Source organism: Marmoricola sp. Leaf446 (assembly GCF_001424755.1).
Classification (GTDB): domain Bacteria; phylum Actinomycetota; class Actinomycetes; order Propionibacteriales; family Nocardioidaceae; genus Marmoricola.
The window spans coordinates 256,942-271,957 of sequence record NZ_LMRF01000005.1 but is presented as its reverse complement, the minus strand read 5'-3'; the positions used below and the strand labels follow the sequence as shown (position 1 = coordinate 271,957).

At 74.4% G+C, this 15,016-nt stretch carries 10 protein-coding genes; 7 read left to right on the top strand and 3 right to left on the bottom strand.

Going from position 1 to position 15,016, the window contains the following annotated elements; translation table 11 throughout:
• Positions 1 to 15: 15 nt before the first annotated feature.
• From ASG49_RS13995 to ASG49_RS13985, 3 genes are all read left to right on the top strand, one after another.
• Entirely contained in the window at positions 16 to 873 is an 858-nt protein-coding gene (locus tag ASG49_RS13995) for a pyruvate, water dikinase regulatory protein (protein ID WP_235562082.1), read from the top strand.
• A gap of 23 nt (positions 874 to 896) precedes the next feature.
• Complete coding sequence (gene ppsA / locus ASG49_RS13990) at positions 897 to 3,320, top strand: phosphoenolpyruvate synthase (protein WP_056542877.1); 2,424 nt, start codon at positions 897 to 899, stop codon at positions 3,318 to 3,320.
• 69 nt (positions 3,321 to 3,389) lie between these two features.
• Entirely contained in the window at positions 3,390 to 4,154 is a 765-nt protein-coding gene (locus tag ASG49_RS13985; RefSeq protein WP_200936331.1) for an HAD family hydrolase, read from the top strand.
• 122 nt (positions 4,155 to 4,276) lie between these two features.
• Here the strand turns inward: ASG49_RS13985 and ASG49_RS18940 are convergent, their stop codons facing one another.
• The 3 genes from ASG49_RS18940 to ASG49_RS18935 are packed head-to-tail and all read right to left on the bottom strand — an operon-like array spanning position 4,277 to position 7,895.
• Complete coding sequence (locus ASG49_RS18940) at positions 4,277 to 5,545, bottom strand: FAD-binding protein (RefSeq protein WP_056542876.1); 1,269 nt, start codon at positions 5,543 to 5,545, stop codon at positions 4,277 to 4,279.
• 14 nt (positions 5,546 to 5,559) lie between these two features.
• Positions 5,560 to 6,834, bottom strand: a complete 1,275-nt coding sequence (locus ASG49_RS13975) for a glycosyltransferase (RefSeq protein WP_056542874.1) — start codon at positions 6,832 to 6,834, stop codon at positions 5,560 to 5,562.
• A complete protein-coding gene (locus ASG49_RS18935) occupies positions 6,831 to 7,895 on the bottom strand; it encodes a hypothetical protein (protein WP_056542873.1) in 1,065 nt (354 codons plus the stop codon). Before ASG49_RS18935 ends, ASG49_RS13975 begins: the two co-directional genes overlap by 4 nt.
• 119 nt (positions 7,896 to 8,014) lie before the next feature.
• On the opposite strand from ASG49_RS18935, the gene ilvA reads away from it, so the two are divergent.
• From ilvA to ASG49_RS13950, 4 genes are all read left to right on the top strand, one after another.
• The gene (gene ilvA, locus ASG49_RS13965; protein ID WP_200936330.1) at positions 8,015 to 9,286 is read left to right on the top strand and encodes a threonine ammonia-lyase IlvA; all 1,272 of its coding nucleotides are present in this window, start codon (positions 8,015 to 8,017) and stop codon (positions 9,284 to 9,286) included.
• Between the two features lie 317 nt (positions 9,287 to 9,603).
• On the top strand, positions 9,604 to 10,896 hold the full coding sequence (locus ASG49_RS13960; protein ID WP_056542869.1) for a cytochrome P450: 1,293 nt from the start codon (positions 9,604 to 9,606) through the stop codon (positions 10,894 to 10,896).
• A gap of 130 nt (positions 10,897 to 11,026) precedes the next feature.
• Positions 11,027 to 13,714 (top strand): phosphoenolpyruvate carboxylase, encoded by a 2,688-nt coding sequence (ppc, locus tag ASG49_RS13955; protein WP_056542867.1) that lies wholly within the window; start codon positions 11,027 to 11,029, stop codon positions 13,712 to 13,714.
• A complete protein-coding gene (locus ASG49_RS13950) occupies positions 13,711 to 14,988 on the top strand; it encodes a CynX/NimT family MFS transporter (protein WP_082534137.1) in 1,278 nt (425 codons plus the stop codon). Before ppc ends, ASG49_RS13950 begins: the two co-directional genes overlap by 4 nt.
• Positions 14,989 to 15,016 lie beyond the last annotated feature (28 nt).

Sequence of the window (15,016 nt, the reverse complement as noted above, 5' to 3'; positions counted from 1 at the left end):
ACCAGGGACGGTGACGTGGCCACACCCGAGCAGGACGAGACGGTCGTCCCCGTCTTCTTCCTCTCCGACAGCACCGGCATCAGCGCGGAGACGATGGGCAACGCCCTGCTCATCCAGTTCCCCGACCTGCTCTTCGACCGGACGCTGATCCCCTTCATCTCCTCGGTCGAGGACGCCCGCCGCGTGGTGGCCCAGCTCGACGAGGCCATGGACGGGCCGGTGACCCCCCTGGTGTTCAGCACCGCCGCCGAGGACGCCGTGCGCCAGGAGCTGCAGCGCACCCGCGCGCCCCTCATCGACTTCTTCGAGCTGCACATGGGTCGCGTCGAGGAGGTGCTCGGCCAGCGCGGCGTACGCCAGCCCGCCCGGCTGCACGGCGTCGGCGACATCAAGCGCTACAACAACCGGATGGCGGCCATCGAGTTCACCATCGAGCACGACGACGGCCAGAGCGTGCGGATGCTGGAGAAGGCCGACGTGATCCTGCTGGCGCCCTCGCGGTGCGGCAAGACGCCCACGAGCATGTACCTCGCCCTCCAGCACGGCCTGTTCGTGGCCAACTACCCCCTGGTCGACGAGGACCTCGAGAGCAGCGACCTGCCCGACCCGGTCCGCGAGCACGTCGAGCGCTGCTTCGGGCTGGTCACCAACGTCGACCGCCTCAGCCGGGTGCGCGGCGAGCGTCGCCCGGGCTCGCGCTACTCCTCGCCCGAGCAGTGCCGCTGGGAGCTGCGCCGCGCGCAGCAGCTCTTCGACGCGCACCGCGTGCCCACCGTCGACTCCTCGGCCCGCTCGGTCGAGGAGATCTCCACCGTCATCATCCAGCAGCTGGTCCGCACGCGCGGCCGCACCCGTCCCGCGTCGAACCGCTGACGCCCCACCCGAGGAGCACCCCCATGTCCGACCAGACCCCGGCCCCCAACGTCCGCTGGTTCTCCGACCTCGGCATGGACGACCTCGACCAGGTGGGCGGCAAGAACGCCTCGCTCGGCGAGATGGTCTCCCACCTGACCGACCTCGGCGTCGCGGTGCCCAACGGCTTCGCCACCACCGCCGACGCGTTCGTGCGCTTCCTCGAGGTCGACGGGCTCGCCAAGCGCATCGAGGAGCGGATCAAGGACCTCGACACCGACGACACCCGGGCGCTGGCCGAGGCCGGTCGCGAGGTCCGCGGCTGGATCAACGAGCACCCCTTCCCCGAGGACCTCGAGAGCCAGGTGCGCGAGGCCTACGACGTGCTGGTGGAGGAGTCCGCCGGATCGGCCGAGCCGTCGTTCGCCGTACGCTCCTCGGCCACCGCGGAGGACCTGCCCGACGCCTCCTTCGCCGGCCAGCAGGAGACCTTCCTCAACGTCAAGGGCATCGAGGCGATCCTGCAGTCGGTGCGCGAGGTCTACGCCTCGCTCTACAACGACCGCGCCATCAGCTACCGCGTCCACCACGGCTTCGCCCACGCCGACGTCGGCATCTCCGCCGGCGTGCAGAAGATGGTGCGCTCCGACGTCGGCTCCTCGGGCGTCATGTTCACCATGGACACCGAGTCGGGCTTCCGCGACGCGGTCTTCGTGACCTCGGCCTTCGGCCTGGGCGAGGGCGTCGTGCAGGGCGCGGTCAACCCCGACGAGTGGTACGTCTACAAGCCCGCGCTGCGCGAGGGCCGGCCGGCCGTGCTCAAGCGCGGGGTGGGCGGCAAGGCGACCAAGATGGTCTACACCGAGGACCCCGCCGTGGGCCGTACGACGGAGTTCGTCGACGTCGACCCGGCCGACTCCCGCCTGCTCAGCCTCACCGACGCCGAGGTCGAGGAGCTGGCCCGGCACGCGCTCACCATCGAGGACCACTACGGCCGGCCGATGGACATCGAGTGGGCCAAGGACGGCGTCGAGGGCGGGCTCTACATCCTCCAGGCGCGACCCGAGACGGTGCAGTCGCGCTCGACCGGCACGCTGGAGCGCTTCAAGATCTCCCGCCAGGTCACCCAGGGCGCCGAGGTCGTCGTCGAGGGCCGCGCCATCGGCCAGAAGATCGGCGCCGGTGCGGTGCGGGTGATGTCCTCGATCGACCAGATGCACGAGTTCGTCGAGGGCGAGGTGCTCGTCGCCGACATGACCGACCCCGACTGGGAGCCGATCATGAAGCGCGCCTCGGCCATCGTCACCAACCGCGGCGGCCGCACCTGCCACGCCGCCATCATCGCCCGCGAGCTCGGCATCCCCGCCGTCGTCGGCACCCGCAGCGGCACCAAGGACATGGCCGACGGCCGCGAGGTCACCGTCTCCTGCGCCGAGGGCGACACCGGCATGGTCTACGACGGCCTGCTCGACTTCGACGTCGAGCGCACCGAGCTCGACTCGATGCCGGACGTGCCGGTCAAGATCATGATGAACGTCGGCACCCCCGACCAGGCGTTCTCGTTCGCGCAGCTGCCGAACCGCGGCGTGGGCCTGGCCCGGTTGGAGTTCATCATCAACCGCCAGATCGGCATCCACCCCAAGGCGCTGCTCGAGCTCGAGGCCGGGGGCGAGGACCTGCCGGCCGAGCTGCGCTCGGAGGTCGAGGAGATCATCGCGGCGTACCCCTCGCCCCGCGACTTCTTCGTGCAGCGGGTCGCCGAGGGCGTCTCGATGCTGGCCGCGGCCTTCGCGCCCGAGCCGGTGATCGTGCGGATGAGCGACTTCAAGTCCAACGAGTACGCCAACCTCGTCGGCGGCACCCGCTACGAACCCGACGAGGAGAACCCGATGATCGGCTACCGCGGCGCCTCGCGGTACCTCTCCGAGGAGTTCGCCGACTGCTTCGAGATGGAGTGCGCGGCGCTCAAGCACGTGCGCGACGAGATGGGCCTGACCAACGTCAAGATCATGATCCCGTTCGTGCGCACCGTGGCCGAGGCCAAGGGCGTCATCGACCTGCTCGGCACCCACGGGCTGGTGCGCGGCGAGAACGACCTGCAGGTCGTGATGATGTGCGAGGTGCCCTCCAACGCGGTCATCCCCGAGGCGTTCCTCGAGCACTTCGACGGCTTCTCGATCGGCTCCAACGACCTCACCCAGCTCACCCTGGGCGTCGACCGCGACTCCTCGCTGGTGGCGAGCTCCTTCGACGAGCGCGACCCGGCCGTCAAGGTCCTGCTCGAGAAGGCGATCAAGGCCTGCCGCGACCTCGACAAGTACGTCGGCATCTGCGGCCAGGGCCCCTCGGACCACCCCGACCTCGCCGACTGGCTGGTCGAGCAGGGCATCGAGTCGATGAGCCTCAACCCCGACACCGTCGTCGACACCTGGCTCCGGCTCGGCAAGCAGGCGGCCGAGCGGGGGTAGGTCGGCGGCGTCGCCCGGCGTCGCCCGGCGTCGCCTGGCGTGGCCCGAGTTCCATGTAACGCGGAGTTAATGATTCTGAACAAGGGTCGTACGGCGCACTCGGGCACCACAGCACCGCACCAGATGGGCGCCGCCGCGATGCGCGGGCCGTACGGCGGCGCCGACCACCCGTCTGGGACGCTGACCGGCGTGAGCGGACGCGACGTACGAGCCGTGCTGTGGGACATGGACGGCACCCTGGTCGACTCGTCGGCGATCGTGCCGGACGCGTTCGTCGCGACGGTGCTGGCGCTCGGCGGGCCGCGGATGACGCGCGACGAGGTGGTGGCCTACTACGACGCCGGCGCGCCCCACGTGATGCTGGGGATGATGCTCGACCGGGAGCCCGACCCGGCGCTGGGCGAGCGCTACCACGCGACGCTGGCCGAGGTCGGGAGCGGCGTACGCGTGCACGACGGGGTGGCCGAGGTGCTGGCCGAGCTGCACGGGCGCGGCGTGCCGATGGGCGTGTTCACCGGCAACAGCGCGCGGGCCGCGGCGATCCTGCTGGAGGCGGCCGGGCTGCGTGGCTGGTTCGAAGTGGTCGTCGGTGGCGACCAGGTCGAGCGGCCCAAGCCCGCGCCCGACGGCGTGCTGCGGGTGGCGCAGGAGCTCGGGGTGGACCCGGCGGGGTGCGTGTATGTCGGCGACTCGCCCCTCGACGTCGGCGCCGCCCGCGACGCAGGCGCCGTGCCGCTGGCCGCCGGCTGGGGACACCTGTTCGACGCCGAGCGGGCGGTCACCGTGCTGGCGACCCCGGCCGAGGTGCTCCACCACCTGTCGACCGGCAGCTGACCAGCCGGTCGCGCGGCGTACCTCTGGTGCGGGGTTGTGGTGCCCGAGTGCGGCGTACGCCCCTTGTTCAGAATCAACAACTCCGCGTTACATGGCGGACCCGGGGCGCCCCGCCCCGCCCCTCACCCCAGGCCGAGCGCCTGCCGGACGTGGTCGTTGGTGAACTTCCCCGCCGGGTCGGTGCGGGCGAGCAGGTCGCGGAAGTCGGGCAGGCGCGGGTAGAGCTCGGGGTCGACGGCGCCGTGGACCTTGCCCCAGTGCGGTCGGGCGGCGTACGACGCCAGGGCGTCCTCGATGCGCAGCGCCATCGACAGCACGGCCATCGGGTCGCGCTTCCAGGTGAAGTGCAGGGCCACGGTCTCCCGACCCTGTGCCGGGGAGAGCCACAGGTCGTCGCCGCGGACCGCGCGGATCTCGGTGACGGCGAGCAGCGCCTCGAGCTCGCCGCCGAGCGAGGCGGCCAGGTCGGTGACCGCCCGCAGCGCGGGCACGGCGTCGTCGGCGTCGACGAACCACTCGGTCTGGATCTCGTCGCCGAAGCTGGGCTGCCGGTCGCCGCGGAAGTGCGGCAGCCGCTCGGCCCACGGCCCGGGCTCGCCACGCAGCGTCAGGTGGTCCTCGCCGGGCAGCAGCCGGAACGCCGCGTCGGCGGCCATCGGCGGCACCCCGCCCGTCCAGTCCAGGGGCGCCTCGTCGGTCTCGACGCGGTGCTTGACCAGCACCTCGGTCGGGTCGGTGTCGTTCCAGCGGCCGAACACGCTCACGCTGTACGCCGACCCCAGCAGCTCGGTGACCTGCTCGATCGACTCCGACCAGCGCAGGTGGTCGTAGAGGTCCTGGCGCACGAGGTAGGTCGGCTCGACCTCGAGGTCCAGCCGGGTGACCGCCCCGAGCGCCCCGAGCGCGACGACCGAGCCGTCGAAGTCGACGTGGTTGTCGGCGATGGTGCGCAGCTCGCCGGAGGGGTCGATCAGCTCCAGGCGTCGTACGCCGGCCGCCAGCACCCGGTTGCCGGCCCCCGACCCGTGGGTGCCGGTCGCGCAGGCGCCGCCGACGGAGATGTGGGGCAGCGAGCCGAGGTTGGCGAGCGCCAGGCCCCGCTCCTGCAGGAATGACGCGACCACGCGGTACGGCGTCCCGCTGGCCACCCGGACGGTGCCCTCGGCCTCGTCGAGCTCGGGCTCGGCCGTGAGGGCGGTGAGGTCGAGCAGCGTCCCCGGGGTGTCGCACAGGTCGTTGAAGGAGTGGCGGGTGCCGACGAGCCGGACGTGGTCGGCGTCGGCGACCGCCTGCTGCGCCTCCTCGACCGACCCGGCCCGCAGGTAGCGGCCCGCGGAGTAGGGGTGGTTGCCGGCCCAGTTGACCAGCTCGTCGGGGGTGGGTGCGCTCACATCAGCAGAGCATGTCACCAGCCGCCGAGCCACGCCTCCAGGGAGAGGTCGTCGGGCAGCGGTCGCCCCGGTGCGGGCGCGAGCGGGGGCGCGGGCGGGGTGGTGCCCCAGCGACGGGCGCGGCGCACGAGCCGGAGCTCGGTGGTGGTCGCGACCGGCGCGTCGTGGTCGGTCGCCACGCCGGGGTGACGACCGGCGAGCAGCCCGCGCCAGGCCTCGGCGTCGAGCTGCCGCGCCCGGTGCAGCTCGACCAGCAGCCGCGCGGGCGAGGCCGTGGCCACCGTGAGCGGGTCGCCGTGGTGGCGCAGCACGCGTGGCTCGCCGGCCAGCACCTCGGCCTGCCGGTCGTCGAGCAGCAGGTGGGCGGTGGGGTCGGCGGCCAGCGCGGCGTCGCAGACCAGCAGCAGCGTGCGGTCGTCGAGGGAGGCGTCCGGCGCCAGCAGCCGGTCGACCGGGGTGGCCCGACCGGCGAGACCGAGCAGGCCGCGCGGTGAGAGCCCGGGCACACCGACCCGGGAGGCGATCGCGGCGGTCTCGGCGGTCTTCACGCCGCGCGGACGCTCCCCGGCGTCGGGTCCGTCGTGCCAGGCGACCGCCGTCGGCTCGTGGGCGAGCAGGCCGCCGGCGAGGCGGCTGCGGTGCGCGAGCTCCCAGTCCTCCCCGCCGTACGCCGTGAACCCCTCGTCGAACCCGCCCAGCTCCTCGAACCACCACCTCGAGCAGGCCATCACGGCGCTGATCACGAACCGGCACGACAGGTCGTCGGCGTCGCGCAGGTCGCGCGAGGCGGCGTACGCCGAGCGCAGCCACGCCGGCTCGGCGAGCTCGTGCGCCGGCCCGGCCACCTCGACCGGTGCGTCGACCGGCAGCCCGGCGAGGTCGGCGTGGCGCCGACGACCGACCACGAGGACGTCGGGCTGCCGCCGTGGCAGCCGGGTGAGCGCCGCGAGCAGCCCGGGCTCCGGCGCGGTGTCGGCGTCGAGGAAGACCACGACGTCGGTGCCCAGCTGGGCCGCGCCGTGGTTGCGGGCGGCGGCGGCCCGGAAGCCGCGGTCCTCCTGCGTCACGAGCCGGGTGCCGCGCGGGACGGTGGGTGGCACGGCCGACCCGTCGTCGGAGACCACGACCTCGTCGGGCGGCAGCGTCTGGCGCGCAAGGGCGTGCAACGTGCGGGCCAGCTCGGCCGGCTGCTCGAAGTGGGTGACCACGACGCCGACGGTGCGGTGCGGCGGCTCCTCGTCGGTCCACTCCTCGTCGTCGGCGGGCGGTCGGCCCCAGGGAGGGGTCACGCGACCCGGCCGCTGCCCTGGAGCAGCACCCGCCCCCAGAACCGCTCGTAGCCGCGGGCGGCGTCGTCGAGGTCGTGGGCGAGGCCCGCGCCCGGTCGCAGCCGGGTGCTCGCGGGGTCGGCGAGGGCGGCCGCGACGGCGTCGGGCAGCCCGGCGACGTCGACGAGGCGCAGGGTGCCGGGGCGGAGCCGGGCCATCTCCTCGAAGTAGGGCCCGCGCCGCACCAGGGGCCGCCTGCCGGCCGAGAGCCAGGAGTTGACCGAGCCGGAGGCCGAGACGTTGCGGTGCCCGGCGTACGGCACGTCGACGCACCTCAGCGCCTCGTCGAGCTCGTGGTCGGCCAGCCAGCCGCTGATCTGCACCTCGACGCCGATCCGGGCGCCGCGGCGCACGAGCTCCTCGGCGTCGGCGTCGTGGCCGCGGGCGACGGCGCCCAGCGCGAGCACGTCGACGACCAGGCCGCGGCGGGCGAGCGCGGCGGCGGCGCCGAGCGCCTGCAGGTGGCCCTTGCCGGGGTAGACCCAGCCGGCCACGCCCAGCGTGCCGCGGCCCGGGCGGCGCCAGCGCCCGCCGTCGTCGGCGAGGCGGTGGGCGGCTCCCGCGGCGGTGGTGCTGGTGGGGTCCTGGCGGGTGACCGTGGGCAGCGGGACGACCTCGACCGGGGTGCGGGGTCCCGGCTCGTCCCCGAGCACCCGGGCGAGCAGGCCGCGCTCGTGGGACGAGGAGACGACGACGCCGGTGGCGGCGCGGGCCATGGCGGCGTACGCCGCGCGGCGACGGGGGAACAGCGCCCGCCCGTCGTGGGGCTGCGGCACGTCGTGGAGCGTGAGCGTGGTCGGGCGGCTGCGGCACACGGCGACCACCGCGGCGGCGGCCGCCTCGGGCGTCGCGCCCCAGACCCGGTCGGTGACGTGGAGGTGCAGCGGCCCGGAGCCGCCCTCCGGGACCTCGGCCACCACCGTGGCGCCGACGGCGGCGGCGAGCTGGCGCGCGCACAGGTCGACCCCGTGGCCGCGGGGACCGGGGACGACGTGGACGGGAACGTCATCGGGGGTCGGCACGGGCAGCTCACCTCCGGGGTCGTGGGGCAGGACGGGGGACAGGACGGGGGCCGTGTACCCGCTCGGCCCCCCCTGACCCCCCGGGGGGCCCGTGACCCCGGCCGCGCGATGATCGGGGGGTGAGTCCCGCACCCGTCACCCTCGTGAGCGCCGCCGACGTGGACGCCGCCGCCGACGTCCTGGCCGGCACCGTCCCGGTGACGCCGCTGGAGGACAGCCTCCGGCTCTCGGCCCGCCACGGGGTGCGGGTGGTGCTCAAGCGCGAGGACCTGCAGCCGGTGCGGTCCTACAAGTCGCGCGGCGGCTACCACTTCCTGGCCCGGCTGACGCCGGAGGAGCGGGCGCGCGGCGTGGTCTGCGCGAGCGCCGGCAACCACGCCCAGGGCGTCGCCTTCGCGTGCGCCGCGCTGGGGGTCTCGGCGCGGGTCTACCTGCCGCGCACCACCCCCCGGCAGAAGCGCGACCGCGTCGCCGGGCTCGGCGGCGAGCACGTCACCGTGGTCGTCGAGGGCGACTCCTTCGACGACGCCGCCCGGGCCGCCCGCCGGCACGCCGAGGCGACCCAGCGGGTGCTGGTGCCGCCCTTCGACCACCCGGCCACCGTCGCCGGCCAGGGCACCGTGGTGCGCGAGGCGGTCACGCAGCTCGGCGTCGTGCCCGACCTCGTGGTCGTGCCCGTCGGCGGTGGCGGGCTGCTGGCCGGGACGGTCGCGTGGCTGGGCGAGCGGCATCCCGGCGTACGCGTGGTCGGGGTGGAGCCCTCCGGGGCCGCGTCCCTCACCGCGGCGCTCGCCGCCGGTGAGCCGGTCGAGCTGCCCGAGGTCGACCCGTTCGTCGACGGTGCCGCCGTACGCCGGGTCGGCGACGTGACCTACCGGCAGGTCAGCGCCTCCGGGGCCACCGTCGTGGCCGTGCCCGAGGGCCAGGTCTGCACCGAGATGCTCTCGCTCTACCAGTCCGACGGGATCATCGCCGAGCCCGCCGGCGCGCTCGCCACGGCCGCGCTGCCGGCGCTGCTCCCCACCCTCGGCCTCGGCCCGGACGCCGTGGTGCTGTGCGTGCTCTCGGGCGGCAACAACGACGTCAGCCGCTACGCCGAGATCCTCGAGCGCTCGCTCGTCCACACCGGCCTGAAGCACTACTTCCTCGTCGACTTCCCGCAGGAGCCCGGCGCGCTGCGGGCCTTCCTCGACGAGACGCTCGGCCCCGACGACGACATCACGCTCTTCGAGTACGTCAAGCGCAACAACCGCGAGACCGGCCCGGCGCTGGTCGGCGTCGAGCTCGGCGACGCGGGCGACCTGGCCGGGCTGCTCGAGCGGATGTCCGCCTCGCCCTCCCGCATCGAGCACCTCCCGCCCGACTCGCCGCTCACCCGCTGGCTGACCTAGGGGCCGCCGCTGCTGGTTCCCCGGACGTCCGGGGAATGTGGTGCTCGGCAGGCGTCGCGATGCCCGCCAAGCACCTGGAAAGGCTGCCGAGCCGCCCGAGATGTCCGATCGAGGTCGTACGCCGGCCGCCGACCCGGCAGTTTCCCGGGTGATGAACCCAGACCGGGTCCTCGCACACCACGCGTGGTGTGCAGAGAGGCAGTTCGGGTTCATCACCTGGGAAACCGGACCCACCCACCGCGACCCGCTCACCGCGACCCACCACCACCCCACCCCGCCCCGTGGCGCACCGCCCACCGGGGGCGCACCATGGAGGCATGAGCCTGCTGGACACCGCGCGGGCCGACCTGCGGCTGGGCCGGCGGCTGGCGACGCTGCGCGCCGGGACGCTCGGGCTGGCCGCAGTGGGCGACCCGGTGGCGCGGCTGTTCCAGGCGCCGTGGAAGCACGACCCGTACGCCGTTCACGAGCGGCTGCGCTGCGACCGCCGGCTGATGTGGAGCCGGTCGGGGATCTGGGTGGCCAGCACCTACGACGACGCCCACGCCGTGCTGCGCGACCGGCGGTTCGGCGTACGCCTCGCCAACGGGCAGCAGCCCTTCGACGTGACCGGGGGCCCGGTCCACGAGGGCACCGAGCCCGACGTGCTGGAGATGTCGCTGCTCGGGCTCGACCCGCCCGACCACGGCCGGCTGCGACGACTGGCGACGCCGGCGTTCTCGGCGCGGCGGATCGAGGCGGTGCGGCCGCAGGTCGAGGCGACCGCCACGCGGCTGCTCGACGCCCTCGACCCCGCCCGGGGGCCGGTCGACCTGGTCGCGTCGTACGCCAGCCCGCTGCCGGTCGCGGTGATCAGCGACCTGCTCGCGATCCCACCGCAGCACGCCCGGCAGTTCGCCGCCTGGGGGAGCACGCTGGGCGCCTCGCTCGACGGCGTCACCTCGGTGCTGCACCACAAGCGGCTGCTCCGGGCGCAGGCCGACCTGCGGGCGCTCTTCGAGCGGCTGGTCGCCGAGCGCCGCGCGGACCCCGGCGACGACCTGCTGAGCCGGCTCGCGACCGCCGCCGACGGGCCCGACGCGGTCACGGCCGACGAGGTGGTCGCGCTGGCGCAGCTGCTGCTGCTCGCCGGGTTCGAGACCACCACCAACCTGATCGGCAACGCGGTGCAGGCGCTGCTGCAGCACCCCGACCAGCTGGCGATGGCGACCGAGGACCCCACGCTCGCCGGGCGCGTCGTGACCGAGACGCTGCGCTGGGACCCGCCGGTGCAGCTCACCGCGCGGGTGGCCCACGAGCCGGTGCGGGTCGGGCCGGTCGAGGTGCGCCGCGACCGGGTCGTGCTGGTGCTGCTCGGCTCGACCGGGCGCGACGAGGCGGTCCACGAGGACGCCGACGTCTTCGACCTGACCCGGCCCGAGGGTCGCGACACCCTGGCCTTCTCCGGGGGCGCGCACTACTGCGTCGGCGCCCCGCTCGCCCGGCTCGAGGGCGAGGTGGCGCTGCGGCTGCTGCTCGAGCGCTGGCCCGGCGTACGCCGCGCCGCCCGGCCGGAGCCCCGCGGCACCACCGTCATCCGCGGCTGGCGCACCCTGCCGGTGCGCGCCTGAGCGGCGTCCCACCCCACGACCTCCGGATGCGAGGGAACCCTCCGATCCACTAGGTTCGTGCTGCCCTGCGGGTGCCGCCGACGTCGCCGGCCCTCTGACCGGACCGATCTCCACACCACCGGGAGCACCCATGTCCGAGCACCTGCCCCCCGCCGCCGAGGCGCCGTTGCGCCGCGACATCCGGCTCGTCACCTCGATGCTCGGGGAGACGCTGACGCGTACCCACGGCCAGGAGCTGCTCGACCTCGTCGAGAGCGTCCGCCACGCCGCCAAGGACGACTCGCTCGACCTGCCCGAGCTCGACCTGCCGACCGCGATGACGCTGGCGCGGGCGTTCACGGCCTACTTCCACCTCGCCAACGTCACCGAGCAGGAGCACCGCGGTCGGTCGCTGCTGGAGCAGCGCGGCGAGCACGGCGGGCCGCTGGCGGGCGCGATGCGCCGGGTCCGCGAGGCCGGCACCGACGCCGAGGACGTCGCCGCCACCGTCGCCCAGGTCGCGGTGCGCTCGGTCTTCACCGCCCACCCGACCGAGGTCGCGCGGCGCACGACCCTCGACAAGCTGCGCTCGGTCGCGGCGCTGCTCGAGGAGCCCGACACCCCGCGCCGGACCCGCCAGCTCGAGGGCGCCGTCGACCTGCTCTGGCAGACCGACGAGCTGCGCATCGACCGGCCCGAGGTCGTCGACGAGGCGCGCAACGGCATCTACTACCTCGAGGGCCTCACCTCGGCCGCGGTGCTCGACGTGCTCGAGGAGCTCGAGGAGCAGCTGGCCGAGTGGGGTGTCGCGCTGCCGCTGGAGACCACCCCGCTGCGGTTCGGCACCTGGATGGGCGGCGACCGCGACGGCAACCCCAACGTCACGCCCGACACCACCCGCGAGGTGCTGCGGCTCCAGGCCACCCACGGCATCGCGGTGATCCGCCGCAAGGTCAACGAGCTGCGCCGCACCCTCTCGGTCAGCGTGCGCCTCTCCACGGTCTCGGAGGACCTCGTGGCCCGCACCGAGGAGATGCTCGACGGGCTGCCCGAGGTCGAGCCGCGCTACCGCCGGCTCAACGTCGAGGAGCCCTACCGGCTGTTCCTGACCTGCGTCGACCTGCGGCTGCAGGTCACCGAGCGCCGGATCCGCGCCGGTGCGCCCCACGAGCCCGGACGCGACTACCGCGACGACGCCGAGCTGCTCGCCGACCTCGCGCTGCTGCACGCCTCGGTGCTGGAGCACCAGGGGCCGCTGCTGGCCGGCGGCGACCTGCAGCGCCTGGTCCGCACCGTCGCCGCGTCCGGCCTGACGCTGGCCACGCTCGACGTCCGCGAGCACGCCGAGAAGCACCACCACGCCCTCGGCCAGCTGCTCGACCGCCTCGGCACCCTCGAGAAGCCGTACGCCGACCTCACCCAGCCCGAGCGCACCGAGGTCCTCGCCCGCGAGCTGGCCGTGCACCGGCCGCTCTCGCAGCAGCCGCCGCCGATCGACGACGACGGCCGCCGCACCGTCGAGGTGTTCGGCGTGGTCCGCGAGGCGCTCGACAGCCTCGGGAGCCGGGCGATCGAGAGCTACATCATCTCCATGACCCGCGACGTCGACGACGTCCTCGCCGCCGTGGTGATGGCGCGCGAGGCCGGCCTGGTCGACCTCGCCGGCGGCGTCGCCCGGATCGGCTTCGTGCCGCTGCTGGAGACCGTCGAGGAGCTCGAGCGCGCCGAACCGATCCTCGAGGGACTGCTCTCCGAGCCGTCCTACCGCGAGCTGCTGCGGCTGCGCGGCGACGTGCAGGAGGTCATGCTCGGCTACTCCGACTCCAACAAGTCCGGCGGCATCGCCACCTCGCAGTGGCAGATCCAGCGGGCGCAGCGGCTGGCCCGCGACGTCGCGCGGCGCCACGGCGTACGGCTGCGGTTCTTCCACGGCCGCGGCGGCTCCGTCGGACGCGGCGGCGGCCCGACGTACGACGCGATCATGGCGCTGCCCTTCGGCACCGTCGACGGCGAGGTCAAGCTGACCGAGCAGGGCGAGGTGATCAGCGACAAGTACGCCCTGCCCGTGCTGGCCCGGGAGAACCTCGAGCTGCTGGTCGCGGCCACGCTGGAGGCCTCGCTGCTGCACCGCCAGGACCGTCGTACGCCGGAGCAGGCGAAGCGCTGGGACGACCTGATGGACCAGGTCTCCGCCCACGCGCACCGCCGCTACTGCGACCTCGTCGAGCGCGACGACCTCGCGGAGTACTTCCTGGCCTGCACCCCCGTCGACCTGCTCGGCTCGATGCACATCGGCTCGCGGCCCTCCAAGCGCCCGCAGCAGGACGCCGGCCTCGACGGCCTGCGCGCCATCCCGTGGGTCTTCGGCTGGACGCAGTCGCGCCAGATCGTGCCGGGCTGGTTCGGCGTCGGCACCGGCCTCGCCGCGGTCGACGGGAGCGAGGAGGACCTGCGCGAGATGTACGCCGCGTGGCCGTTCTTCCGCACCTTCCTCGACAACGTCGCGATGACGCTGTTCAAGGCCGACCTCGAGGTCGCGGAGCGCTACGTCACGACGCTGGCCCCCGAGCACACCCACGGCATCCTGGCCGTGATCCGCGAGGAGTACGACCTCACCTGCGCCCGGGTCCTGGCCGTCACCGGCGACGAGCGGCTGCTCGAGCGGGAGCCGGTGCTGCGGCAGACGCTGGAGGTGCGCGAGAACTACCTCGAGCCGCTCCACCTGCTCCAGGTGCAGCTGCTCTCGCGGCTGCGGGCCGGTGAGGAGAGCCCCGACCTCGAGCGGGCGCTGCTGCTGACCATCAACGGCATCGCGGCGGGGATGCGCAACACCGGATGACACCTCCCCGTCCGCGCCCTGGCGTGCGTCCCGGGGCGCTGCCGTGGGTCTTCGTGGCCGTCCTGGTGCTGGTCTCGCTCAACCTGCGCTCGCCGTTCGTCGCGGTGGCGCCGATCACCGGCGAGCTGCGCACCGACCTCGGGGTCGGCAGCGCGGCGGTCGGGCTGCTGACCAGCCTGCCCGTGCTCTGCTTCGGCCTGCTCGCGCCGGTCGCCCTGGCCGTGATCCGGCGCTCCGGGATCGAGCAGGCGGTCTCGATCTGCCTCGGCCTGGTGGTGGTCGGCTCGGTGGTCCGGAGCCTGGGCGGCTACCCGCTCGCGGTGCTCGGCACGGTGGTGATCGGCGCCGCCATCACCGTCGGCAACGTCGTCGTGCCCGTGGTGATCCGGCGCGAGACCCCGCTCCCGCAGGCGGGCGTGGTGACCGGGGTCTACGTCACCGCGATGAACCTCGGCTCGATGGTGGTCACCCTGGCCACCGCCCCGGTCGCCCAGGCGTTCGGCTGGCGCCTCGCCCTGGCCGTGTGGGCCCTGCCCGCCGTGCTGGCCCTCGGGGCGTGGCGGTGGTGGCGCGGCCGGTCGGGGTCTCGACGGGCTCGACCAGCGGGCAAAGGTCGACCGACGGGCGGGGGTCGACCGACGGGCGGGGGTCGACCGACGTCGGCCGGGGCGGAGCCGGCGACGTCCCCGTCGGACGTCAGGATCGTGTGGCGCACCCCGATCGCGTGGCTGCTGGGCCTGGCCTTCGCCGGGCAGGCGAGCTCCTACTACGCCCTGACCGCCTGGCTGCCCTCGCTCCTGGCCGACGAGATCGGGCTGGGGGCGACGGGCGCGGGCACCGCGTCGTCGGTGTTCCAGGTGTGCGCGGTCGTCGGGGCGTTCGGCGTGCCCCTGCTCGCCACGCGGCTCTCGCCCGCCCCCACCATCGCGGTCGTGGGCCTGCTGTGGGTCTGCTTCCCGCTGCAGCTGCTGCTCGCCCCCGAGCTCTACCTGCTCGGCAGCGTCCTGGGCGGCGTCGCGCAGGGCGGCGGCTTCGCGGCCATCTTCACCATCGTCGTGCAGGTCTCGCGCACCGACCGGGAGAGCGCCCAGCTCTCGGCGTTCGTCCAGGGCGTGGGCTACGTCGTGGCGGCGACCGGCCCGGCGGTGCTCGGCCTGGCCCACGACGCGACCGACGCCTGGACCGCCCCGGTGCTGATCGTGCTGGGCACCACGGCCACCTTCGCCGTCATGGGCACCCTGGCCGGCGCCTCGCAGCGCCGCTCGCACACCTAGGCGAGGACTACGGAGAGGGTGGCACGTG